The sequence below is a fragment of the Granulicella aggregans genome (assembly GCF_014203275.1).
In the GTDB taxonomy this organism is placed as follows: domain Bacteria; phylum Acidobacteriota; class Terriglobia; order Terriglobales; family Acidobacteriaceae; genus Edaphobacter.
The window spans coordinates 21,051-43,587 of sequence record NZ_JACHIP010000016.1 but is presented as its reverse complement, the minus strand read 5'-3'; the positions used below and the strand labels follow the sequence as shown (position 1 = coordinate 43,587).

Annotated in this window: 24 protein-coding genes; 7 read left to right on the top strand and 17 right to left on the bottom strand. The window is 55.0% G+C overall.

The window, feature by feature from the left end:
* The first annotated feature begins 61 nt into the window (after positions 1-61).
* On the top strand, positions 62-958 hold the full coding sequence (locus HDF16_RS25740; protein WP_184223056.1) for an SDR family NAD(P)-dependent oxidoreductase: 897 nt from the start codon (positions 62-64) through the stop codon (positions 956-958).
* Between the two features lie 43 nt (positions 959-1,001).
* Positions 1,002-1,778, top strand: a complete 777-nt coding sequence (locus tag HDF16_RS25735) for an alpha/beta fold hydrolase (RefSeq protein ID WP_184223054.1) — start codon at positions 1,002-1,004, stop codon at positions 1,776-1,778.
* Positions 1,779-2,971: 1,193 nt separating this feature from the next.
* Here the strand turns inward: HDF16_RS25735 and HDF16_RS25730 are convergent.
* From HDF16_RS25730 to HDF16_RS25675, 12 genes are all read right to left on the bottom strand, one after another.
* On the bottom strand, positions 2,972-3,445 hold the full coding sequence (locus HDF16_RS25730) for a PP2C family protein-serine/threonine phosphatase (protein ID WP_184223052.1): 474 nt from the start codon (positions 3,443-3,445) through the stop codon (positions 2,972-2,974).
* 65 nt (positions 3,446-3,510) lie between these two features.
* Positions 3,511-3,777 (bottom strand): hypothetical protein, encoded by a 267-nt coding sequence (locus tag HDF16_RS25725; RefSeq protein WP_184223050.1) that lies wholly within the window; start codon positions 3,775-3,777, stop codon positions 3,511-3,513.
* Between the two features lie 569 nt (positions 3,778-4,346).
* Positions 4,347-4,670, bottom strand: a complete 324-nt coding sequence (locus HDF16_RS25720) for a hypothetical protein (protein WP_184223048.1) — start codon at positions 4,668-4,670, stop codon at positions 4,347-4,349.
* A gap of 103 nt (positions 4,671-4,773) precedes the next feature.
* On the bottom strand, positions 4,774-6,309 hold the full coding sequence (locus HDF16_RS25715; protein WP_184223046.1) for a PAS domain S-box protein: 1,536 nt from the start codon (positions 6,307-6,309) through the stop codon (positions 4,774-4,776).
* 204 nt (positions 6,310-6,513) lie between these two features.
* Positions 6,514-7,050 carry an SOS response-associated peptidase gene (locus HDF16_RS25710; protein WP_184223044.1) on the bottom strand — a complete coding sequence of 179 codons (537 nt, stop codon included), beginning with the start codon at positions 7,048-7,050 and terminating at the stop codon, positions 6,514-6,516.
* A gap of 27 nt (positions 7,051-7,077) precedes the next feature.
* Entirely contained in the window at positions 7,078-7,542 is a 465-nt protein-coding gene (locus tag HDF16_RS25705) for a hypothetical protein (protein WP_184223042.1), read from the bottom strand.
* 21 nt (positions 7,543-7,563) lie between these two features.
* The gene (locus tag HDF16_RS25700) at positions 7,564-8,334 is read right to left on the bottom strand and encodes a hypothetical protein (protein ID WP_184223040.1); all 771 of its coding nucleotides are present in this window, start codon (positions 8,332-8,334) and stop codon (positions 7,564-7,566) included.
* 158 nt (positions 8,335-8,492) lie between these two features.
* Entirely contained in the window at positions 8,493-9,059 is a 567-nt protein-coding gene (locus HDF16_RS25695) for a hypothetical protein (protein ID WP_246410124.1), read from the bottom strand.
* Between the two features lie 380 nt (positions 9,060-9,439).
* Positions 9,440-10,018: a YsnF/AvaK domain-containing protein gene (locus HDF16_RS25690; protein ID WP_184223038.1), complete on the bottom strand. Its 579-nt coding sequence runs from the start codon at positions 10,016-10,018 to the stop codon at positions 9,440-9,442.
* Positions 10,019-10,096: 78 nt separating this feature from the next.
* Positions 10,097-10,909 carry a YsnF/AvaK domain-containing protein gene (locus HDF16_RS25685; protein WP_184223036.1) on the bottom strand — a complete coding sequence of 271 codons (813 nt, stop codon included), beginning with the start codon at positions 10,907-10,909 and terminating at the stop codon, positions 10,097-10,099.
* 46 nt (positions 10,910-10,955) lie between these two features.
* Positions 10,956-11,459: an OmpA family protein gene (locus tag HDF16_RS25680; RefSeq protein ID WP_184223034.1), complete on the bottom strand. Its 504-nt coding sequence runs from the start codon at positions 11,457-11,459 to the stop codon at positions 10,956-10,958.
* Positions 11,460-11,495: 36 nt separating this feature from the next.
* Positions 11,496-12,245 carry a YsnF/AvaK domain-containing protein gene (locus HDF16_RS25675; protein WP_184223032.1) on the bottom strand — a complete coding sequence of 250 codons (750 nt, stop codon included), beginning with the start codon at positions 12,243-12,245 and terminating at the stop codon, positions 11,496-11,498.
* 343 nt (positions 12,246-12,588) lie between these two features.
* Here HDF16_RS25675 and HDF16_RS25670 point away from each other — a divergent pair, with 343 nt between their 5' ends.
* The 3 genes from HDF16_RS25670 to HDF16_RS25660 all read left to right on the top strand — a co-directional run bounded on the left by HDF16_RS25670 (position 12,589) and on the right by HDF16_RS25660 (position 13,990).
* Complete coding sequence (locus HDF16_RS25670; protein ID WP_184223030.1) at positions 12,589-13,065, top strand: DUF3761 domain-containing protein; 477 nt, start codon at positions 12,589-12,591, stop codon at positions 13,063-13,065.
* 92 nt (positions 13,066-13,157) lie between these two features.
* Positions 13,158-13,571: a YidB family protein gene (locus HDF16_RS25665; RefSeq protein WP_184223028.1), complete on the top strand. Its 414-nt coding sequence runs from the start codon at positions 13,158-13,160 to the stop codon at positions 13,569-13,571.
* A gap of 23 nt (positions 13,572-13,594) precedes the next feature.
* Complete coding sequence (locus tag HDF16_RS25660; protein WP_184223026.1) at positions 13,595-13,990, top strand: LysM peptidoglycan-binding domain-containing protein; 396 nt, start codon at positions 13,595-13,597, stop codon at positions 13,988-13,990.
* Between the two features lie 826 nt (positions 13,991-14,816).
* Here the strand turns inward: HDF16_RS25660 and HDF16_RS25655 are convergent.
* The 3 genes from HDF16_RS25655 to HDF16_RS25645 all read right to left on the bottom strand — a co-directional run bounded on the left by HDF16_RS25655 (position 14,817) and on the right by HDF16_RS25645 (position 16,436).
* On the bottom strand, positions 14,817-15,449 hold the full coding sequence (locus HDF16_RS25655) for a DUF3341 domain-containing protein (RefSeq protein WP_184223024.1): 633 nt from the start codon (positions 15,447-15,449) through the stop codon (positions 14,817-14,819).
* A 32-nt stretch (positions 15,450-15,481) separates the two neighbouring features.
* The gene (locus tag HDF16_RS25650) at positions 15,482-15,841 is read right to left on the bottom strand and encodes a BON domain-containing protein (RefSeq protein ID WP_184223022.1); all 360 of its coding nucleotides are present in this window, start codon (positions 15,839-15,841) and stop codon (positions 15,482-15,484) included.
* 334 nt (positions 15,842-16,175) lie between these two features.
* Positions 16,176-16,436, bottom strand: coding sequence for a GlsB/YeaQ/YmgE family stress response membrane protein (locus HDF16_RS25645; RefSeq protein WP_184223020.1), 261 nt, complete (start codon positions 16,434-16,436; stop codon positions 16,176-16,178).
* Between the two features lie 372 nt (positions 16,437-16,808).
* Between HDF16_RS25645 and HDF16_RS25640 the strand changes: the two genes are divergently transcribed.
* Positions 16,809-17,504, top strand: coding sequence for a Crp/Fnr family transcriptional regulator (locus HDF16_RS25640; RefSeq protein WP_184223018.1), 696 nt, complete (start codon positions 16,809-16,811; stop codon positions 17,502-17,504).
* Positions 17,505-17,874: 370 nt separating this feature from the next.
* On the opposite strand, the gene HDF16_RS25635 is transcribed toward HDF16_RS25640, so the two are convergent.
* Both HDF16_RS25635 and HDF16_RS25630 read right to left on the bottom strand, forming a co-directional pair.
* Positions 17,875-18,318, bottom strand: coding sequence for an HNH endonuclease signature motif containing protein (locus HDF16_RS25635; protein ID WP_184223016.1), 444 nt, complete (start codon positions 18,316-18,318; stop codon positions 17,875-17,877).
* Between the two features lie 2 nt (positions 18,319-18,320).
* Positions 18,321-18,995, bottom strand: coding sequence for a recombinase family protein (locus tag HDF16_RS25630; protein ID WP_184223014.1), 675 nt, complete (start codon positions 18,993-18,995; stop codon positions 18,321-18,323).
* A 107-nt stretch (positions 18,996-19,102) separates the two neighbouring features.
* Here HDF16_RS25630 and HDF16_RS25625 point away from each other — a divergent pair, with 107 nt between their 5' ends.
* On the top strand, positions 19,103-22,183 hold the full coding sequence (locus HDF16_RS25625; RefSeq protein ID WP_184223012.1) for a metallophosphoesterase: 3,081 nt from the start codon (positions 19,103-19,105) through the stop codon (positions 22,181-22,183).
* Positions 22,184-22,537: the final 354 nt, after the last annotated feature.

The following is a 22,537-nucleotide window of genomic DNA, read 5'->3' as shown; positions in this document are numbered from 1 at the left end:
CACGAATCGTTTACGCCGTTGGGCCGAACTGCGGTCTATTGGTCCACTTTAGGAGAGAACGATGAAAGCGCAATCCAACGTCTTAGTGACGGGTGTCTCTTCGGGGATTGGTTTGGCAATTACCGAGTCCCTGACAGCGAGAAATATTCGCGTTTTCGGCAGCGTCAGAAGTCAGCGCGACGCTGAACGCCTGCTCGATACGTTCAAGGACCAGGTCGTTCCTTTGATCTTCGACACAACGGACAGGGACGCTGTTACGGCTGCAAGCGAACAGGTGCGTGAGTTGCTGAAGGATGATCCTCTGTTAGGAATTGTTAACAATGCAGGTACTGGGACTGCCGCCCCGCTCTTGCACGTACCGATCGCCGAATTTCGCCAGCAGCTCGAAGTCAACGTCATTGGAACCCTCAATGTCATTCAGCAGTTTCTCCCACTTATCCAAGGCTCAGGAAAAAGACCTGGAAGAATCGTCAACATCGGATCGACAGCCGGTCGTATCGGCATTCCCTTCTTCGGGGCCTACGCGGCATCGAAACATGCACTCACCGGTCTATCCGAGTCACTTCGGCGCGAACTCATGCTGTACGGTGTCGACGTGATCACAGTTGTGCCCGGGCCTGTGAAGACGGCTATCTGGGATAAAGCAGAGGCTCTCAACTTTAGCGCATATAGCGATACGCCGTATGTAAACCTGATTCAGGCGTTTCGCGACGCCATGGTCCGGGATGGAAGAAACGGCATGGAGCCACGAATCATCGGCGACACCGTGTTCACAGCTTTGACCGCAAAACGGCCGAAAGCCACATACATCCGCGTAGCAGGGCTTTTCTCTAATTGGATTCTTCCAACCAGGTTGCCATCACGATGGGTAGACAAATTGATTGGTGACAAAGTTGGCCTGAAGCTCCTCTCTGGACCGAAGAATCTACGACAATCCGCAACAAATCAATCTCGTTAACAGCTTGCGTCTGCTGAAGACCACATTAGGAGATCGGAACACCATGCAGAAGAAGCTCAGGGATGGAATCTCGTTGGCGTTCACAGATAGTGGAGAGTCCGGATCGCCGCTACTGCTTATACACGGATGGGGCTGTGACCACACGACTCTTCAGTATCAAGAGGAGTTCTTCCGTCGCACATGCCGCGTCATAAACGTCGACCTGCGAGGACATGGACAGAGCGACTCCCCAGCAATGACCTATGAAGTCGGGCAATTCGCCGATGACATCGCGTGGCTCTGTCGAAGGTTGGGGATTGAAAATGTGATTCTTGTTGGACATAGTATGGGTGGCGCGGTCGCCATCGAAACTGCTCACCTCTATCCGAACTTGGTACAGGCAGTCGCCATGATCGATACGGTATTTCAACCCGCTTCTTGCTTGTCGGAACTCCTTGCTCCTCTTCTCCACGATCTCGAAGGAGATGATTATGAGAATGCGTATCGTTCAATCATGCACAATCTCAGTCGTGCCACGGAGAGAGAAGCTTTGACGGGCCTACTGCACACTCTGCCAGCGGCGCCTCAGCACGTGTTACTCGCCGCCCTTCAACAGCACATGGTCCGCCATGACTTCGCGAGGGCTGCGACAGCCTGTTCCATGCCCATCGCATACATAGCGGCATCCGGCGACTTCGCGGATATTGGAGAACTAAAGAGATTAATCCCACACCTCCTCTACGGCCAGACCCTAGGAGCAGGACACTTTGCTCCCTGGCTCGTACCGAAACAGGTAAACGCTATGCTCTCAGCGTTTCTCCAACTCGCTTTCACAAGTTAGGTGGCCTGCGAGCACACATGTGCCGTTCAGAATGTTGTGGAAGTGCTGCCAGCATGATGAGCCTTCCCAAATGGTTTCTTGGCCGAACGCATCGAAGGCGCTCCGGAATGGTGAAGCTCTGTAAGGTCGTCACGAACCATGTTTAAAGGGCTTGTCATCCCGTGAGCACACAACGAGCGGGCCGTCCACGACGGGGTGCCCCAGCCTCCTGGACGTCCAACATAACGACGTCAGCCCATTTCTAAAATTCGCGCTTCACAACGCAAATCCGCTGGGGGCTGCAAACGTTACAGGATCTGCATTTGAGGCGCAGGCGTTCAAGTCTAGAGCTGAATTCCGACGAGCTCTCGGGCAAATACGAGCGCTGTAAAGTTGTTCACAGGGCATGACTTAGGTCCGATAGGCGTGACTTATGTACAGTAGGTACAATTCCACATGGCCACTGAAGAGCAGCTCCGTAAGTTGATTTCAAAATGGACCGGCGACAGCGACGGCTTCCGGGCGGAGGCACGTCGTTTGTAACTCTCTAACCTTAGCCGTCACGCAACCTCGGTCGCAGTGCTGGAGGCTCGTGCTCAAGCAATTGACCGGTGCATAGTTGACGTGCAGATTTTGCAATAAATCGCTATCTAGCCATTTTGCAACTGCTGCTCAGCCCCTAACACTTACCTCAAGAGGAGCTCTCTCAAATGCGCTCTGAAAATGTTTTCTTGGCAGCGTCTCGTATTCCAAACCGGTATACCCTTTGCCACGCACTAGCTCAAGCTACGCGGCAGTTGCACGTTACTTCTACGCGTACCCAAGACACCACGAATAAAGTTCTTGTCGACATCGGCAGCGGAAGCTATGGCATGGTTGTCAAGTCTCAGGTACTGCCCCCTCCGCCGACCGAATTAGACGTTCTTCTTTCCATCTAACGTAAGCGATACATGCATTGTTTCCGATCGAATTCAGTCGATCGCGTTGTAGTCCTAAACCGGGATATGACCAGTCTCGAATGAAGCAGCCCGTCCGGACGCCTCACGGTAGCCCTGCGGCTCTCGATCTTGCCGAGAATAACGGGCGGTCGGGGAACGGTACCTACCCTGCTCCGTCCAGCGTACGAAGCGGCTGGCGGCGATACGCTGCCGGTGGTGAAGGCGTGGATTGGCCAGGACGACTAGGTGCGGACGATGGTGAGGACGGTGATGTCGTCAGCCTGGGGGGGCGCCGTCGCCGAAGCGGAAGGCGGCTTCTGCGATGGTGGCTGCGGTTTCACGGCTGATGGCCAGGGTGCGGTCGAAGCCGAAGAGCTCGTTGGTGCGGGCTGCGGTGGCTTCGATGACTCCTTCGGGAACGAAGGTGAGGCGGGCGTGGGCGGGGAGGGTGGCGAGGGTTTCCTCGTAGGCGACATCGGGGACGAGGCTTAGGGGAAGCCCGGCAAGGGTCTCAAGGTCGACGCCGTTGCAATAGGGGGCGGGGTTGCCGGCGTTGGCGATTTGCATTCGGCCGTCGGGGTGGAGGAGCGCAGCGCAGCAGCTAGCGAAACCGGTGACGTGTCCGGCGAGCAAGCGATTGAGTTGTGCGAGGACTTCGGAGGGCTGGGATGAGAGCTGCATGCGGAGGCCTCCGATAATAGTGGAGACAACCATGGCCGCTTGCAAGCCCTTGCCGCTGACGTCGCCCATAATGACGAGGATGCTGTTGATAGTGGCGGGGTCATTGGTGGGGAGGATGAGGAAGAAGTCGCCGCCTACCTGACGCGCGGGCAGGTAGGCGCTTTCGACGAGGAAGCCCAGGGTGGCGGATTGGATGCGGGGATGAGGAGTTGCTGGACGGTGCGGGCGGCTTCGAGTTCGGAGGAGGCGAGCTGCTCGGTTGCGCTGACTCGGATGAAACGGTAGAGGACGATGGCCAGCACTGCGAGAATGAGGAGGAGGGAACTGATGTCCGGCGCTCTGACGCCAATACCTCCGACGTGACCCTGCCAGCTTTCCCCGAACCATCTGGGGAACGTCATCTAGGCTTGTGCCAGCAAAGCCGATGAGCCGGATGGCCTTCTACAAAGACGATGCAGCCTATCCGGCTAAGACTAAGTTGCTAGACGCTAAGAAGCGGTTGACGGATTTTGAAGCCGCTGTGCTGCGATGCCAGAACCTTGTGAATGACTGAAAGCCATTCGTCGGCGGCTCTCATTCGGCGGTGGATCAATGCACTCAAGATTTGGACAAGAATCTAACCGAAGCAGACGTAACCAAATTTAAGCTGGACAGGGCATACTAGCCTCCATTGAGGATGCACTCGTATCACGGTTCTGCGAGAGATAAATGCGTTTGTGACAGGCTGTCTCAATACCGCGATGTTGTGCAGAAGCCAGGGGCAGATGCGCACTTGGCCGCAAGGGCCGATGAAGCGAACCGCCCAATCGCTTGACGACACATTGTGCCTTCGTGAACAGCGCTACGTCAGCGAACAGCTCACGATGTCCTACGACCGCAAGCAGATCATCCTCGAACGGAACGAGCTGAGCGTCTGGGCGGCGAGTACGTCGATCTTTATGAGTTCCCTGACGGCAAGCTCGAGGTCCGATCAAAGGGGCGCTCGCTTCCCTATCGCTTCTTCAGCGAGGACCAGCGTGTCAGCCACACGGCGGTCGTCGAGAACAAACGACTTAGACATGCGCTGAAGATCATCAAAGCAGAACAGGAAGTAAAGCGCGAGCCGAAGGTGCAGACCAACAGCGACAAGCTCGGCTACAAAAAGAATCCACGTCAGCTTTACGGGGTGAATTACAAAGCTAAACTCGCACTGCCGCCTGCGGTGGAAATGACGGCCTGATGGAAAGCCTGGAACGATGAACTGCCCACTCTTCCCAAAGGCCTTGGAAACGACAAAGAACGTCGATTCCCACATTACGCACTGCACGACAACTACGACGCACTATGATGACAGAACCGCTTTGCAGATCTGGCGACGCTTTAGCTTTGCTCCAACATGAGCCGCATCGTGTTGCAATCTACACAGTGGCGTGGCAAAAGAACAGGTTGAAAATCGAGCCCGACTTCCCCGGGCGAGAGGAGCTGCGAACAGAAATGGAACCTTCATTTTTTGCGATCAGATCTTTTGAGATCCAGAGCCCGAGACCGGTGCCTCCAATGCCTTTGGTGGAATAAAAGGGCTCGAAGAGACGGCGCTGGGTTTCCGCATCCATTCCGCTGCCATTGTCAGCGACAAGTAGCCGAATCCCGATTGAGTCAGACTTCCAATCCCGGCATGGGTGCGCACGGATGATGAGTGTGCCGCCCGCCCGCATGGCGTCATAGGCGTTCGAAACAAGATTGACCAGGACTTGTCTCAGCTCGCCTTCGTAACAGAAGAGACGAGCATCGCTTGAACATTCGATGATCGCCGTCACCTGAGAGCCTTCAAGCCGTGCTCGATACAGAGCGAAGACCGACTCGGCTAACGTACGAAGATCAACAACTGTCCCGTTGGAGCTTTGCTTGTGAAAGCGGAGCGTATGCGTGGCAATGTGAGACACTCGCGCAAGTTCTTCCTGTGCCGTAACGACAAACTGCCGTGTCTCTACATCCTGAACACGATCGGCAAGGATGTAGAGCAGGTTGGTCACAGACTCCAGCGGATTATTGATCTCATGGGCGATTGAGCTGGCCAAGCGCCCGACCGAAGCCAGCTTTTCACTCTCCAAGATCGCTCTTTCAGCCTTTTTACTGGCAGTTATGTCGCGAATAATCCCTGAAAAGCCTACGAGGATACCGGGAGCTTCCATGTGAGGCGAGAGGCTGATCGAGACGTGGAAAAGTTTACCGGACTTGTGCAGTGCGGGCGTATCTCGATATACATCCTCACCTTCCTTTAGACGCTGAATGTCATGGGCGATCGCCTCTGACGACTCAGCGGGAAGAAGAGAGTGGAGAGTGAGAGCTGTCGATTCGTCCGGCGAGTACCCAAAAAGTTGTCGCGCCCCGTTGTTCCAGCTTCCGACCACACCTTCTTCATTGAACCGGATAATGCCATCGGCAGACCGTTGCACAATTTCCGCGACTTCTTCGAACTCACGCTTGGCACGCAGGAGTTCGGCCTCGTAAAGCTTGCGTTGCTGCGCACTGAACACGGTTAAGTGAAGTTGAGACGGAATTGCATCGTCGCCTGGACGGCGTGCGGCATTCACAAAAACAGGGAGGACCGATCCGTCAGGAAGCTGAAGCTCGAGCGAAACCTCGTCTAGCGCACCACGCAAAAGCAGACTGGGCGCAAAATGCGTCTCGTAGAAGATCGCGCTTCCCCGGGAGAGGAGTTCGCTGAACTTCGTCCCGTCTAGGCTGCCAGTTTGCCGTCCAGCGAGCTTCCGAAAGGTCTGGTTCGCATACAACAGGGTGCCATCTTCGCTGACGACGAGAAATCCACTAGGCAGAAACTCAAGAGCCTGCCCTGCGAACGAAGCATTCGCTGCGTGGCCGAAGGAAAGACCTAGTTGAGAAATGCCCTGAGCGCTCCGATCACTTCCTGAGGTGCGCTCAGATGCGGACAATGTCCCGTCGCATTCATTAGGACGAATTGGCTGTTCGGAAGACACGAGTGTACGTATTCTCCCACGCTGGTACTGGCGATAACATCCTTTTGGCACTGCAGAATTAAGGTCCTGGCGGTCATCCGAGGCAGATCGGCGCGATTATCCGAAAGAAAAGTGACGCGCGCGAAGTGATTTGCAAGAAAAGGATCCATCCGGCAGAAGCTAGTCCCTCGGTTCGATGATGAGGGGCGTACGGTCATGGAATGCCTCCATAGTCTCGTTCGGGTCGCAGGTGATCATCGCGAAGCTCTCGATCACCTGGCCGCTGTTGTGATCCTTCCACCGGTCCCAAATCCCGCCGAAGGAGAATAGTCGATCGTCGGTTAGAGCTACCGCGTAGGGCTGCTTCGTCTTCTTGTCGATCGGCTCCCACTCATAGAAGAACTCGCCGGGGATGAGGCATCTTCGCCGTTGAAAAGGTTCTCGCCAGGAGCCGCTGGTCAATAGTTTGTCCGCCCTTGCATTGATGGTGTCGAACGGGGGCTTTGGCGTCTTAGACCAGAAAGGCACAAGCCGCCATTTTAGCAACGCCAGTTCACGCTCGCCGGTATCCCTGCCGAGGCGGATGACGGGCTGGATTGAATCCGGGGTGATATTCCAGTCGGGGCCGGCCTCTAGTGGTACTTCTCGAAGATCGCGCAGACGATAATGCTCAGCGATATGTTGTTTGTCGGATCGGCGTCCGTAGCGTCCACACATGCAGACATCTTAGCGCGAGAGAGATCGTTACAGAGCGATGGTGGCTAGGGCCAGGCGGAGGTCCTCAACATTGCGATGTTGTACCTCCGCCCGTTCTATGAGCAAGCGGAAATCAGGCTTGTCCTGTACCCCGCCGCAGGCAACGCTACGTTCAAGGGCTTTCCAAAGGTGAAGTTTCCCTTGAATTCCAAGCGAGAGGAATTCGAGGCCTTCAAAGGCTCCAAATGCGTTCTTTCCTCCTCGCACTTTGAGGCTGACAACTTGTGAACCGACCCAGGCAGCAGAGTCTTTGAGGGTGCTAGGGCCCAGGGAAAGGGATGACAACAACTTTTCAAGGGTGAGCTTGTCTTCTTGGACCTCGATCAATAGCGAGGTGAGGAAGCTGACTAGAACGGGCTCTCCTGAATGCTTCTGGAGCAGACCAATAACCTCTATCGCTGCGTTTGCACCGGCAAGATGGTCGTGAAGATACGTTGTCAGATCAGGATTCATCTTCGGCCTCACTCTCGCACTTTACCGGAAAGACGGGCTGATCTGTTCCATTCGCCAGATGGGCCCCTCTTCGTACAAGGGTCCTTCCTCTCGAACGAATGCCGGAGGATCACCGGCCTGGAGCCAGATATGGTAGTCGGCAGGCTGCTTGCCAATAATGGGCGCGACAACCCCCGCTACCCCACCCAGCTCGACGTGGAGGGTAAAATCAGTGGCTTTTCGCCGGAACGTGCCTACTCGAAATGAGAGAGTCCCCATTGGCCTGATTGCAACATGGATGAGCCGTGGTTTCTTGCCCGGCACAATGTAGGAGACCTTCGTCTCCGGAGACGAAGGAGGGATGTTGAGGATGAGATTCGGCGGAAGCCCGTTCGATACGTCCGGAGGCAGATCCATATGCTCCGTCGAAACGCTTCCGTCTTCAGCCTTGAATGTAAGGTTGCCACTTGTCATGTCAATGAGAAAGTCGATCGGCTTAGGAAATGAAGGCCCGTGCTGAATGTGATGGTCGGTCAACAAGCGAAAGACCTTATCCTGCGTGAAGACCGTTACGTCTTCATCCACAGACCCATCTTTGAAGCGGAATATCAACCGAGATGTTACCTTGCCTCTGCTGACGACCTGCGTTGACTCGCCTGTCGCGATTGTCGTGCCATCCAAGGTTTTGAGAGCAAGGAAGCCGTGACTGGACCCTTGTCCGTACCGAACTGGAATAGGTTCTGCTTTCAACGAAGCAGCAAGGAGAAAGCTTAAGACGGTCGAGAGACCGAGCGCATTAGCGCAGAAACGCATGTTGGTGCTCCTTGGTTTATTTAGTGAGCAGATCCGTGAACTTGGACCGCAATAGGAGCTAAAAAGGCTGCCTGAAACCTAAACCCAAGACTTAATGTTCGGTTGCGCGGAGAAGGAAAACGGTACTGAGAACAGCCCGGCTTGTGGCGCTCCGCAATCTAGCCAAGGCGTTTTCTCCGCAGAAACGAAGCCAACACGGTCGGACCAGCGAGAAGGAAATTAAGGAGGATCATTGGCAACACTTCTATGTCGTGAAGAACGGTCGTCTCATCAGAGCCGCCCAACATCGCACCATGACGCATGGCGTACCAACTGAAGGCAGCTGAGATCGCAGACACTAAGAATGATAGGAGGAGCCCGCCGCTGAGGTGAGGTGTGTGCGCGAGTCGGTGAACTCCCGATTGAGCCAGAAGCATCATGCCCGGCAAACCTATCCAGACCACGGCAGCGGTCGCCCAAAGAGGCTCAGCATTCCGCAACTGCTGTGAGATCGCTCCGATCAATCCTCCTGTGACGAAAGCAAATACCGCTTCGACGACGAGTGCCTTTGTCGCTTCTCCTCGCCCTGCCTGAAGATTCGTCAAGAAAAAGGCTGCTCCACGCACCGCTGCGGCAAAGGCCGCGGCCTTCCAACTCCACGGCGGAACTAGAGTCTTTACAGGCTCGCGCACGATGTTGCGCAGTATTTGTCGAAGCTGTACTGGTGTACCTACCATCTGGTCCATAGCTCTTGTTTTCGATGCCTACAGGATGGTTTTGGCGATTGAACCAGCAAAGGTACGGCCGATAACCCGTCCGTTGGATTGCATACGCTAGGATTTCGCGCCACTGTATAGATCAGGAACCGAAAACTGCCAGCGAGGTGATCATGCAGGGGCATACTCACACCGAACGACACGGCATCAACCTAATGCCATGGCAGATCGAAGCTGCCGACGAGCTTGAGCAAGCCTGTATCCTTGTGGCCACGATGAACGGAAACGAGATGGTGAGCGTCTCTCTTCACGTCGCCTCTAGTCCGCCCGCCCCCAACCCAGATTGCAATAGCCGTACCTCTCAAAGTTGATGATCTTTGCGGCGACACAGACGGTGCACCCACATCGTCTTATCTCGGAACGCGTTCAACCGAGATGTGTTCTTTATGTAGGGTGACGTGCTGAGTGTCGTGTCGCTCTGTATCACGCTGAATGATGCGAATCTCTTCTTTGAGAACAAGCTCCTTCGTAAGAACCAATCGCTCCTCTACGAGCGAGTAGATAGTCGTATTCCCTTCTTGGCGGACCGGCGGAGGAGCATCTACAGGCTGGTTGATAACGATGCGTTCCACATCAAATGTGCGGACCGCGAGGATCTCATCGAGGGCTTCGGTGTATGCCTGGACCGTTTTGTTCAGGCGAACGGTACCCGTAGCAACAGTCCGCTTCCCTACTTCCAGTCTTTCTTCAACCAACGGGATTGTGACGCTATCTCTCGAGGAGAGAACGTCCGCCCGCATGTCAGCGGACTTCCATACGTCAGAGGTTTGAAGAAGCACACTGGTCGGCAGGCGAACCACTTCACCGTTGGCCATCCAGATCTCAGTAAATGGTTGAGTCGGGTCGAATTGCCCAGAGACGGCAAGGACATTGGGCCGGGTAGTGGGCTGGTCATCCACTGTCGACGTGGCAGATTCAGTGTCAGTCATAGAAACTCCTGAGAGGCAAATGCCACAGGCCGGACGTGTTGATGTCCGGCCTGCGTGGTGAGCGAAATACGTGATCGTCTAGTAGCGATCCTTCGAGATGCCGGCTCCAGTGGTCTCGCCGGGAACCTCCTCGACATCCACCTCTGTCTTGCGAACGGAATCATGGATGGCCTGAGTACGCTCGCTGCTCTGCTTGCCAACGAGAACTTCCTCTACGACTCTGCTCGTCTTGCCCACGACGGCTTCCTCTCCAGTTGCGTTCAACTCGATGACAGATCCGCTACCGGCAGCAAAATCAGCTGCGGTTGCAGGCCGATTGACCACGCGGCGCTCCACATTGATCTGCTCTTCGCGGAGGTTGATGTCCGCGTCGACTGGACGCTCTACAACGTGGGAGTAGATGCGGACACCACCGCGATCAACCTCGCGCTTCCCGACTACGAGCTCTTCTTCGACGATTGGGATCGCTACGCCTTCTGCTGCGGTTGTCGCGGAACCTTCGTACTTACTGCTCGACCCGCCCTCGATATCGCGAGCGCCAACCTGCTTTAGAAAAGTGGCTGCCTCGGCAGCTTCCTCGTCCGGTACCGTGATTGCGAGGAGCGCACCACCCGCGTTTACCCCCTTCGCGTAATGATCATGGGCGTGGTCATCGCCGCCGATGAGTGAACGAAAGAAGCTGCTGATCTTCTCTCCGATCCCCGTGCCGCCCCCGCTCCCGATATCTGTATAGCCTGATTCGTTTGCAGTTGGCGCAGACGATGAAGCTAGACCCTCATCATTGGCCATGACGTGGATGTTATGGGATTCGTAGCCGTCCGTGATCAACTCCTGCTTCGCCTTATTCGCTTCCGCCATTGTGCTGAAAAGCCCTACGACTGTCTTCGACATATATATTCTCCTGTTGTGAGTTAGCTGCTTGAATTGTTTGCAGTGCTTACTGCGGCTGCGAGAAGAGTTCGACGCGGCGATTATCCGCCTTGCCGTTCGGAGTCGCATTGGTGTCGGTGGGCTTCTGAGCTCCAAAGCCTCCGCCAGTCAATCGACTTCCATCAATACCTTGTTCCTTAAGGTAGCTAGCGACTGCGAGTGTTCGCTGTTCCGAAAGATCTGCATTGTGGGGTGCTGAACCGGTGCTGTCGGTGAAACCCTCGATCCGGAGATGGGCGGAGGAGTTTGCTTTCATCGCCGCTGCAGCTTGCTGTAGAGTCGCCTGGCCTTCCGGTGTCAGAGTGGCTTTGTCCGTGTCGAAATGCACAGAACCGAGGTCCGGAAATGCAGGCGCGGCAGCCGTTGAGCTGACAACTGGTGCGCCGTCAGCAGGATGGCGGTGGGTGAGGAAATAGGCGAGGAGAGCCAGCAGAAGAAGGAGTGGCAGGAGCCAAGCCCAAACGGGAATTCCCTTCTTGGTCTCTTCGTAGACTTTGACGCGTTCAGCCATGAAATTGCTCCTGGGGATACGGGATGTGCCTACAAATTAGTTCGTTTTGACTGGCGTTCTCAGTTCGCTCTCGGGCTGAATCTCTTCAATCTCAACCTCGGTATGGCGGACCGTATCGTGAATATGCTCCGTGCGCTCCGATGCGGTCTTGCCCACGACCACTTCTTCTACAACGTGCGCTGTCTTTCCGACCACGGCTTCTTCGGCTGTCTCGGTGAGTTCGAACACTTGATTGCCCTGAAGTGCCAAATCTGCATCCGTGACCGGACGGTCCACGGCATTTCGCTCGACAACGACATGCTCCTCGCGGAGGTCGATCGACTCCTCTATAGGAATCTCGATGACCCGCCGATAAACACGGACACCACCTTGATCCACCGTCCGCTTGCCCACGGCGAGTTCCTCTTCGACGAGGGGAATAGTTGTCTCATTCTCCGCTCCAACCGAAAGTGCAGCGGCTTTGGGCGTCACGACAGCATCATCAATCTTGGTAGCCTTGTGGCTTCCAAAGATCTTCTCAACAGCAGAAACATGCCCTTGCACGGTCGAAACCGCCACGACAACGCCGCCGTTGCGTATTCCTTCCAGCAGATGTTGGCGGTCACGGGCCGGAATCCCAAATTCGTCGAGAGCAGAACCGGCGGCATGCTCCTGTCCTTCGTCTCCAATGACCGCGATCGATGTGGGAGGAATGCCTTGTTTGTAAAGATCTTCAGTTGCTGCGGCAGCCTGATCTTGGTGATGGAATAGGCACACAAGATGAGTGAGCTCGTCGGTCATTGCCATGAATCCTCCATAGGTGAAATCGCGAGATCTTACGGTTGCAGGCACAGTTCTACGTCGGCGTAGGCCGCGATTCAGGTGCTACAAATGGCTGCTAGTCGTGCTGGATGGATAGGAGAGCGGCCTTCGGATCGATACCTGCAGCCCCTAGGTTCCCAGTATTGAGTTGCCTATTTTTTGGCTTCGGTTGTACCTGAAACTTTGAAATGTGCGTCTGGGAGACGACATAAATCCCGGCAATTTCATGGAAAACACCTTGGTCGCGACAGGGGAAGGCTAGAGCGCGCATCCAATGGCGCAACCGGCTGCGAGCAAGACCTTTGAGCCGGATCTATGGAGGGGATCTATGACCAAACGCGCCATCGCTGTTTTCGCCGCACTCTTTATGTCCGTCTGTACCCTTGCTCACGCACAGGCTCCCGCCGGGGCGACAGGACAGTGTAAAGACGGCACCTACTCCACCGCCAAGGCTAAGAGCGGAGCCTGCTCCGGACACAAGGGCGTGCAGACTTGGTACGCAACAGCTTCGGCAGCACCGGCACCGGCCCCAACAGCAACGCCCAGCGCAGCTCCAACGCCGCCTCCGGCCCCGACCTCTGCGACCGCATCTCGCCCCTCTGCGACCTCCAGCCCGTCAACTACGCCGAGCCAGCCCGCAGCCGGGGGCGGACCGGGCCAGGTTTGGGTCAATACCTCCACCAAGGTCTACCATTGCAGCGGCGATCGATATTACGGCAAGACGAAAAAGGGTGCTTACATGAGCGAGTCCGACGCCATTGCCAAAGGCGCACGCCCCGATGCTGGAAAGCCTTGCCCCAAGTAGCGTTTCACCCCAAGGTCTCAGGCCGAGGAGAAGCCTGAGACGCACCTCATTCAGCTCAACCAGCTTTCGGCATCTCACACCCGAGGTCATGTATGGGACTACTAGACACAATTGAAGGAATGGCCGGTCAACAGGGCCAGGGTACCAACCCAGGCACGAACGCGAGTGTCGCTAGCGGCATGATGCAGGCTCTTGAACAGCATCCTGGCGGCCTCTCCGGCGTCATCGACTCTTTCCGCAACAACGGCATGGCCGACCACGTCCAAAACTGGTCCAACGGCCAGGAACCCGCCGCCACGCCTGGCCAGATCGAACAAGGTCTCGGCAACACAGGCTTCATTGAGAACGTTGCTGCGAAGGCTGGGGTCTCTCCTGAAATCGCTAAGGTAGCCATGGCAACGGTGCTTCCCATGGTCCTCGCGCACTTCACCAATGGCGGCCAGCAGGCTCCGCCGCAAAGTGGCTACGGTGGCATGGCGTCACAGCTTCTCAGCAAGTTCCTCTAAACCCATATTCCAGGAGAACCGAAGTGGCTGATTTTCAGGCATTGCAGCAGAAATACGCTCCCGTCGTCGACATGATTAAGAAGTTCGAGCCCTACGGTGCCAAGTTCGTAGGCTCCGAACTGGTAGGTGAGCAGTACCATCTCGTTGCTCAGGTTCCATCGCAGGTTGTGTTGGAACGCGTTTGGGACATCATCAAGCAGGTCGACCCACAGTACGCCGATCTCAAGCACGAGATCAGCAACACTGGCGGTCAGGACGGGTCCTACACCATCCAATCGGGCGACAATCTTAGCAAAGTGAGCGAGCTCTTCTATGGTCACGCCAACAAGTACGATGAGATCGCGAAGGCCAATCACCTGGGCGATGCGAACAAGATTCAGGTTGGCCAGCTCCTCGACATCCCACTCATCAAGTCCTGAAACAGCGTACGCAGACCAGTTCGGAATTGAACAATCAGACTGCTAAACGGATAAAGTGATGAACAAGCGGCATATGGCGTGTTGACCGCCATATGCCGGTTCCAGTCCGGAGCACCGTCAGTCCACCAAACCGGCCCGCGCTCACCCAATTGATGCTTGGCTTGATCGACTCTCTTCCGGGCTGCTTCGCGGCCGACCAAGTCCCCAATGCGCATAGCTGCGCCCTTTGCCCTGCGCGCCTCCATAAACTCTACGACCAGAGCTGCTTCGCCTCGGACGGAAGTGAAGGATTTGTCCATCCCAGAGACGCCCTTTGACTACAAAATATCGGCGCCCCCCGGTGGCCTTCTCCCGGAGTGGCGGCCCTGACCTGGATACTTAACAAGCTTAGATGGATCGGCTTTGTCGGATTTCAGTTGGTCATGTCTGTCGCTTACCTGCCGACCCTGCAAAGCCTCTGCCACTCGAAGTTGGGGCCGTCCCCGGAGCCGCAGGTTCACCGAGATGTCTTCGCTTCATCTTCCTTGCTCTTCTTAGCGAACACTTCTCTTTGCCCGTCTACCTGCGACGCAGAATGAAAACGACTACCAGAATGAGCAGCAAGAGACCGATGCTTCCTGGCCAGATGAAGAATCCGCCTCCGCTTGAGGCCCCAGCTACGATGCACCCAGTAAGCGAAAGCGCACCACTTGAAATTAAGGTCAGCATCACAGCACAGCGAGCCGTGGATGCAAAGGAACGTCTTTCTCGGGAACTCGATCTCATCATTTCTCCAGGGCAAACAGACAATGGGGCCCGCTGGCGAGCGGGCCCCATTGGACATTACCTAGTACTTTTCGACGGTAACGGGATGAGTCGTGACGACTTCCTCCCGATCGGCAACGGCCTCGCCTTCAGAGATGTTGCCGAAGGTACCGCGTGCCCCCGACTTGTCGCTTGAAGCCGCTTCACTTGCGGAGGAGATGTCCTTTGCTCCTGTTTCCTTGAGCGACGCTTTCGCGGCGTCAATCTCTTCCGAGGTGTCGCAATGGACTGAAAGCAGGGTTCCACCGTCTTTTACAGCGCCCTCATAGCGCTTCGCCTCAAACTCCGGAATGCCCATCCCGACCAATGCGCCGACGACGCCACCTACCGCTCCGCCCACTCCTACACCGGCCAGTGTCGCCATGATGGGGCCTGCAGCGATCAGCGGGCCGACGCCTGGGATAGCCAACGCGCCGATTCCAGCGAGCAGCCCGAGCGTGCCACCGATGACCCCACCGGTCGTTACGCCAGTCGTCGTTCCCTCTGGAGCCTTTGTGTGCTTCTCATGGGCGAAAGCCTTGGTGCTTTCATCATCGGGCAACAGGACAGAGATGTCTTCGTTGATGAAACCCTTCGACAGAAGGTGATCGACCGCCGCTTCAGCGGTGCCGGGGGTTGCGTATATACCGAATACTGCCATGTGTTTGCTGGACATTTGAAACTCCTGGTTACTGGGTAGCGATTGAGTTACTTGATGGTGAGCTGATTGGTAATTGCGTCGGCCGAGGTGGCACCGGCGGCGTCAGCTGCAACTTTCTGCTTCTCTTCTTCCGATTTCACAGGTCCCTTCAGCGTGACAGCGCCATTCAATGTGATGATCTTGACGTTGTGGGCATACATCGACAGACCTTTGTCCGCGATGATGGCGCGTCGAACCTTTGCGGTCGTCAAGCGATCGGACTTTGCATTGGATTGGCTGTCCGCCGTGGTTTTCTGACCCTTGTTGTGAACGGAGTCATCGACCGCTGTCTGCGGATACCCTGAATGTGCTGCAACCAGGAGAACAAATGCAGCCGGAGCCGCTACCTTCAAAATGAGATTCTTCATGAGATGGCCTTGCCACAGATCGTGGACTTTCTGATTGTCGAAAGGGGCCGATCGTGCAGGCGACTTTCATTGCATCAGACGGAGAGTTGAACATCTTAGTTGTCCCTCCCACACATGACATTTATGCGCATCCAACCGCGCAACTCTAAGTTCCAATCCGGTAATGGGAGGCATGTATTGTCACTGAGCCCGACCTAAACGCGCGGGATCGCAAGACTTGATAGAACCGTCGGTTACTGACAATGATCAGGAACACTGGGTCCAAGAAAGATGGGTGGACAGCGAACTCTCCACCCATTCAAGCGTATATATGCAAGGAAAATTTAGGGCGACGCTACAGGTTACGCGCCCGATTGCCGGTCACGAGCCGCAGAAGAAGTGTAAGCAGTACAGCGCCGATGACAGCAACGAAGACCGTATAGACCAGGCCGCCTGATCCGGCGTAGCCCAAATGCTGCATGATAAAGCCTCCGACCACAGCGCCGATGATGCCGACGACGATGTCCCCAATGGCTCCAAAACCAGAACCTTTCATGAGCTTGCCGGTAAGAAACCCTGCAATCAGACCTACGACAATCCACCAGATAATGAACATGTGAGCACCTCCAGTGCTTCAATTCGGTTAGAAAAACAGAGGCAACTAATTGCCGAGTGAGCATGCTTCAGCCACGGATGGTGACCGTGTCGACGCAGGCGACGTAATTATTGACGGCGCGGCGTTGCGTTCGGATCGATACCTGCAGCGAATGCGCACCTATTGAGTTGCGTGGCCTTTCACTGCCGTTGCCTCGTTATGTCAAATATTAGACATAACGGTTATGTAACATACTTAACATTGGGAGACTGGCAGACTGAGGCAGCTAAGCCTTTCTGCTGCGACGTTCGCCCGTTTGGACCATCCAATGCATCAGCGGGCGTATACGCGTGCGGCCCTTACAGCAATTTAACCTGGCTTCAAGAAGGATCTATGGCTAAGTCCCATCCAAATCGTTTTCTTGCCGCCATTTCCCAGAAGAGCAGGAAACATCTGCTGTCGACTTCGTCCGAGGTCGAGTTGGGAACCAAAACTGTGCTTCACGAGTCGCAAACTCGGCCGTCGCACGCATTCTTTCTGACTTCGGGCCTGGCTTCCATTCTTGCGGTGACCACGGTCGGTTTCGCGTCTGAAGTTGGCGTTGTAGGTCGCGAGGGTTTCACGGGAAGCCTGCACCTCATCGGGCCGGTCGACACTCCGACGCACTGCCGCATGCAGCTTGCCGGCGCGGCCGTGCAGATTCCCTTCGAGCACCTCCAAAAGGCATTTGATCAGGACGACGATCTCCATCGCCACATCCTCGAGTTTGTACAGGTGCATATGCACATCCTGAGCCAGGTAGCAGGATGTCACTCCATCCATGGAGCCTCACAGCGCCTTACGCGCTGGCTCCTGACCGCGCAGGATTTAACGGAGTCGTCGACCATCGATATTACCCAGGAGGTACTGAGCGAGATCCTCGGCACCAAACGTGTGACGATCGCAGCAGCGGCCGGCAGCTTGCAGCGAGACAGGTTGATTGAGTACCGGCGCGGACACATCCACATCTTAAACCGCAAAGCACTGGAAGCGGCGGCTTGCGACTGCTACTCGACCGTCAAGGATCTCCATGAGGGTTTATACCTGTAAGCAATGACCAGTGATGGTCGCAGACCTGTTCGGCCTTAAAAATCACACTGCTAAACGGATAAACAGTTAAACCAATCGGCATATGGCGTGTTGACTGCCATATGCCGATTCCAGTCCGGAGCACCGTCAGTCCACCAAACCGGCCCGCGCTCACCCAATTGATGCTTGGCTTGATCGACCCTCTTCCGGGCTGCTTCGCGGCCGACCGAGTCCCCAATACGCATAGCTGCGCCCTTTGCCCTCCGTGCCTCCATTAACTCTTTGACCAGGAGCTGCTTCGCTTCGGACCGAAGTGAAGGGTTCGTGCATCGCCAAAGACGCCCTTTGACCACGAAGTATCGTCCGTCCGGAGTGACCGGGTAGCCTGCCTTCACTTCTGCGAAACCTTGATCTCGAACAAGGGAACGGCTGCGGCTCCAGGACCTCGCACTTTGAAGTCGAGGGTGGTCTGCTCGTGCGCGTCCGGGTGTTGCTCGCGCCAAAGAATACGGAGCAACTCCGGCCATTCATTCTCAAGAAACTGTGTACGGCTTACCTTAGCGTGACAAGGGAGGCAGAGCGTAATCATCAGCTTCGGATCGCTGTTGCCAGGCTTACGGTGATGAACTGCCACCGATCGCTTTCCCCGCTTTACCGTCGCGCAGTTGGGGACACGACATCTATAGCCATCACGAGCCAGGACTTCTTCGCGATGACCACCGAAATACTCCTCATCTTGACGCTTCAGCGTGTAGCAGGTCGAACAGAGGCCTAGGGCGAGGATCTTCTCATTCCCGCAGGGACAATGCAGCGAGCGTTGAACCGGACCCTTCATAATTACGCTCCCGACGAGGATCGACCCCGTTTTGCCGATCTCGGTTTCTTTGCACGGGAAGCGGTCTCAGCCGCAGCCCAGCCCAAGTACCGATATACCGTCGCTCGATTGACACCGAACTCGCGGGCTAAACTCGCCTTCTCCTCGCCTTCGGCCAAACGGCGGCTCAGCTCCGCCGCTCTCTCTGGCGAGAACTTACGCTTGCGGCCTTTATACGCGCCGGCCCGCTTTGCAAGCTCAATTCCTTCTCTCTGACGCTCTCGGATCAGGTCACGTTCAAACTGAGCGACCGCACCCATGACACTCAGCATCAGGTTCGCCATCGGAGCGTCTTCGCCGGTAAACGTCAGCCCCTCCTTCAAGAAGTGAACCGAGATTCCGCGCTCCGTCATGAGATCAACCAGATTCCTCAAGTCCCCCAGATTTCGCCCCAAGCGATCCATCGAGTGACAGAACACCGAGTCCCCTTCCCTCACGAAGTCCAGCATCGCGGTGAGCTGAGAGCGCTTCACGTCCTTCCCGGAAGCTTTATCCAAGAACGTCTTGTCTAGGTCCATCCCTTCGAGCTGCCGGTGCTCGTTCTGATCGAGGCTGCTAACGCGGACGTACCCAACCCGTTGCCCCTTCGGATGCCGGTCAGTCTTAGGTGTTGCTTTAGGCTTTATGACTTTAGGCACTGTGTGTATCTTAAATCAGTAACCAACTCTAAAGCAACGCGTTTCCAGCGGGAATGCGACGCCGCGATACGGTATACCCCAACGCACGCACCGCTATACGATAAGACATGAGCCAACTCCTCACCGTTCAATTAAGCGACATACACTTTCGGGAGGGCAGTAACCCCGTCGACGATCGCCTCGAGGCCTTACTCGCAGCGGTTCTGTCAATCAGACCCCGACCCGATGCGTGCCTTGTTTTGTTGACCGGCGACATCGCGTTTTCAGGCAAAAAGACCGAGTATAAGCGAGCATTTATCTTCCTGTCAGGGCTGCGAGTGCAGTTGGCCGAGTTCTTCGGGAATCAGAATGTGTTTTTTGAGGTGATCGCTGGCAACCACGACTGCCTACAGGCGGAAGACGAGCTAGGTGTTCGTGCTGCACTAGTAGCCGGAGCCCCAGAACGCATCCTCACAAAAACCCCAGATCGGGGTTACCTCAACATTCTCCTAAATCCGCAAAGTCATTTCCATGAGTTTGTAGAGAAGTTTACTGTCACCCCGGTTCTCGGTGATGAGCGTGTCTGTCGATCACGAACAATTCGCGTGGCTAGTAAGTTAGTCGAGCTAATTGGGATCAACACCGCGCTTCTTTCTCAACGTGATGAGCAGGTTGGAACCTTGGGGGTACCGATGTCCCTGCTCAATGATCTTCCCGTGAAAGAGTCTGATGTGGATGTCACACTATGCGTCTATCACCATCCAGACAATTGGCTGGAACCAAACCTACGACGAGAGTTTAGAAAGTTTGTGGAATCAAATGCTCACATCGTTTTTACGGGGCATGAGCATCTACAAGACAACCATTGGACCGAAGCCAGCACCGGAGAGAACACCGCCTACCTAGAGGCTGATGCCTTGCAGGCGAAAGACTACCCAATAAGGAGCGGCTTCAATTGCCTTGTAATTGATTTTGACGCTTCGTCTGTGCTTTATTATCACTATCGCTGGAAGAACAATCGATATTCTGCATTGGTAGATGGCGTGAGCCACGCCATCGTTTTCAGCAAGAAATCTCAAGACAGATTCAACCTCACAGAACGTTTTCACAACCAGCTCGTTCAAGACGATTTTGGTTTTACGCATAAACTCCACTCAGATCTTGTTCTAGCGGATTTCTTCGTCTATCCGCCCGTGAGCGTAAGCGCGCCTGGATCATCGGATACGAAGCAGGTGGCGGGCCGGGATCTATTGAAATACCTTTTGACGCAAAGATGCGTCTATCTTCGCGGCCAAGAGCGGGCGGGTAAGACCTCTTTACTCAAAACTCTCTACCTGGACATTTTAAAGTCGTCTTCGCGAATCCCCGTTCTTCTTTCCGGCGAAGCGCTCGACGGCAACTTCTCACATCTGCTCCGTTTATCTGTGCGAAACCAATACGGCTCTGATGCTGTTGAGCCCTTTGGACAACTAGATTCATCTCGCAAGGTCATCCTGATTGATGACTTCAACAAACGGCGAACGGGGTCGGTGCCAAAGCAAGCGCTCCTGCAGATATTGAAAGCTGAAGCAGACCTGGTGGTTATTGTGTCAAGCGATCTGCCAGATGTAGCCGATTATGGAGCAACGACGGTAGAAACGCACGAGCCAATCTTTTCTGCATTGGTCACAATTAGGGAGCTCCCGCCCTCCTCTCGTGCTGAGATTGTGCAGAAGTGGTTGCGGATGGGACGGCAAGATTCCGAGGACTCTCCGGAATTTAGGAGAGATGCAGAACGAGAGCAAAACGTGCTGTCAGACCTGATCAGACGCAAGGCGCTTCCGGCGCTACCTTACTTAGTTGTGGGAGTCCTTCAGATTCGACAGGACGATGCCGGGGACACCGTAGACCCTGGATCTTTTGGCTTTCTGTTCCAGCGTCTGGTGACAGATGCGCTCAACACAACATCCACGAATACCAAACCGTATATAGACCGCAAAGACGGTATCTTACGTCGCTTTGCTTATGCGCTGTTCATCACCGATACAGAGAGTGGCTCTAGGGCTGACTTTGACGAAGCAGCTCGTTTGTACTCTGAGCAGATTGGTATACGAGTCAACATCGATACGATGCTCAAAGAACTCCTGCAAGCGAGAATCTTAAAGGAAATAGATGGAAATCTGCTGTTTCGGCACCCGTACTTTTATCACTTCTTCTTGGCTAAGCATCTCCGCGACCTGATCGACGCCGATCCGTCCTCCGAAGCCAGAAATCAGTTGAACGATATGGCGGACCGGCCGCTGATGCGTGACAATCAGCTCACTTTAATCTTCTACCTGTTCTTCCATAGCAGAGATCCCATCATCGACAGGCTCGTTAGCCTTGCCAACCAAACATTTCCCCACGAAGCCGTTAGTGACCTTACATCAGATGTACGCTTCATAGACGAGGGATTGCACGTCCTTGAGCAGGCTCATATTGATGAGGAAGTGTCTGTCACTCAAGAAGCTCCTGTACGGCTTCAAACGCAGGATCGGACCGAGGCAGAGAGTAACAGCCGCCCAGAGAAGCCTCTGGAGGCTGTGTATTGTGATGAACTCTCGGTCGAAGTGAAGATCAGGTTCGCTCACGCTCGTATGGAACTTCTGGGGCAAATCATCCGAGGCTTCTCTGGAACGTTGGATCTCACGAAAAAAGTGGAAATACTCGAGAGCGTGTTCAAGCTTGGCCTTCGGACCCTTCATTGCGTGCTAAATGTCTTATCGGTTTTTGCAACCTCATCAAATGAGCAGTTTGAAAAGATTGAAGACAAAGACCTACGCGATAAGATTAGGGTGCTTGTCAATGATCTGGTCGCCCTTTTCGCGCGATTCTATTGTGACGGAGCGCTGATCGGCATTTCTCAGGCTGTTGGTGTTAGTGATATTGAACAAGCCTACGAAAACGCAGCTGCCAAGGTTGGAGACACATGTGCCACTCAGTTGCTTGGGCTCGCAATAAAGCTAGACCATAGCGAAGCGTTTCCTATGCAGTTTTTTCAGACTGCCAATAGAAGGGTTTCAAAGGAAAGCCGACTCGCTTCCGCTGTTCTATCAGATCTTGTGCAGAGGCACACACAGATCATTCCCCTGCATAGAGACACACTACGGAAGATTGCGGGAGAGCTGAGGGTCAATCCGACCCAGCTTCTCAGAAATGCAGGCCACGTTCCGCGACGACCCCAGTCGTGATCGGTTCGAAGCAGTTGAGACAATCCTTTCACGAGCTATGAACAGCCGTAAGAAGATCGGTTAGCCAGCGAGTGAGTTGTTTGCGCATCGGAAGCGGCCCCAACCGTACGTGCCTGTTTGGCCCCTCCGCACTAAACTAGGAGAGCGCTCTCAACGGGGCTTCATAATGTGCGATTGGTTCGAGCAGGGGCAAAACCGAGGTTGCCAAAAGCAACACGGCCCTGCGCTGACAGGGCCGTCATTCCCGTTGAAAGGAGGTAGAAGTCATGTTCTCGATAAACATGCGCTTCGACCTTGCAATCCATTTGCCCTTGCGGTGATTGCAGCTCTGCTCTACCTCATGAGGTAAGGCAG

Coding starts and splice junctions, on each gene's coding strand:
- HDF16_RS25655 (WP_184223024.1), bottom strand. CDS start 15,449: ATGTCCAGCAAACACATGGCAGTATTCGGTATATACGCAACCCCCGGC.
- HDF16_RS25720 (WP_184223048.1), bottom strand. CDS start 4,670: ATGTGGGAATCGACGTTCTTTGTCGTTTCCAAGGCCTTTGGGAAGAGT.
- HDF16_RS25670 (WP_184223030.1), top strand. CDS start 12,589: ATGACCAAACGCGCCATCGCTGTTTTCGCCGCACTCTTTATGTCCGTC.
- HDF16_RS25725 (WP_184223050.1), bottom strand. CDS start 3,777: ATGACGTTCCCCAGATGGTTCGGGGAAAGCTGGCAGGGTCACGTCGGA.
- HDF16_RS25735 (WP_184223054.1), top strand. CDS start 1,002: ATGCAGAAGAAGCTCAGGGATGGAATCTCGTTGGCGTTCACAGATAGT.
- HDF16_RS25685 (WP_184223036.1), bottom strand. CDS start 10,909: ATGTCGAAGACAGTCGTAGGGCTTTTCAGCACAATGGCGGAAGCGAAT.
- HDF16_RS25680 (WP_184223034.1), bottom strand. CDS start 11,459: ATGGCTGAACGCGTCAAAGTCTACGAAGAGACCAAGAAGGGAATTCCC.
- HDF16_RS25645 (WP_184223020.1), bottom strand. CDS start 16,436: ATGTTCATTATCTGGTGGATTGTCGTAGGTCTGATTGCAGGGTTTCTT.
- HDF16_RS25700 (WP_184223040.1), bottom strand. CDS start 8,334: ATGCGTTTCTGCGCTAATGCGCTCGGTCTCTCGACCGTCTTAAGCTTT.
- HDF16_RS25695 (WP_246410124.1), bottom strand. CDS start 9,059: ATGGACCAGATGGTAGGTACACCAGTACAGCTTCGACAAATACTGCGC.
- HDF16_RS25705 (WP_184223042.1), bottom strand. CDS start 7,542: ATGAATCCTGATCTGACAACGTATCTTCACGACCATCTTGCCGGTGCA.
- HDF16_RS25635 (WP_184223016.1), bottom strand. CDS start 18,318: ATGAAGGGTCCGGTTCAACGCTCGCTGCATTGTCCCTGCGGGAATGAG.
- HDF16_RS25740 (WP_184223056.1), top strand. CDS start 62: ATGAAAGCGCAATCCAACGTCTTAGTGACGGGTGTCTCTTCGGGGATT.
- HDF16_RS25710 (WP_184223044.1), bottom strand. CDS start 7,050: ATGTGTGGACGCTACGGACGCCGATCCGACAAACAACATATCGCTGAG.
- HDF16_RS25625 (WP_184223012.1), top strand. CDS start 19,103: ATGAGCCAACTCCTCACCGTTCAATTAAGCGACATACACTTTCGGGAG.
- HDF16_RS25650 (WP_184223022.1), bottom strand. CDS start 15,841: ATGAAGAATCTCATTTTGAAGGTAGCGGCTCCGGCTGCATTTGTTCTC.
- HDF16_RS25690 (WP_184223038.1), bottom strand. CDS start 10,018: ATGACTGACACTGAATCTGCCACGTCGACAGTGGATGACCAGCCCACT.
- HDF16_RS25665 (WP_184223028.1), top strand. CDS start 13,158: ATGGGACTACTAGACACAATTGAAGGAATGGCCGGTCAACAGGGCCAG.
- HDF16_RS25675 (WP_184223032.1), bottom strand. CDS start 12,245: ATGGCAATGACCGACGAGCTCACTCATCTTGTGTGCCTATTCCATCAC.
- HDF16_RS25640 (WP_184223018.1), top strand. CDS start 16,809: ATGGCTAAGTCCCATCCAAATCGTTTTCTTGCCGCCATTTCCCAGAAG.
- HDF16_RS25730 (WP_184223052.1), bottom strand. CDS start 3,445: ATGGGCGACGTCAGCGGCAAGGGCTTGCAAGCGGCCATGGTTGTCTCC.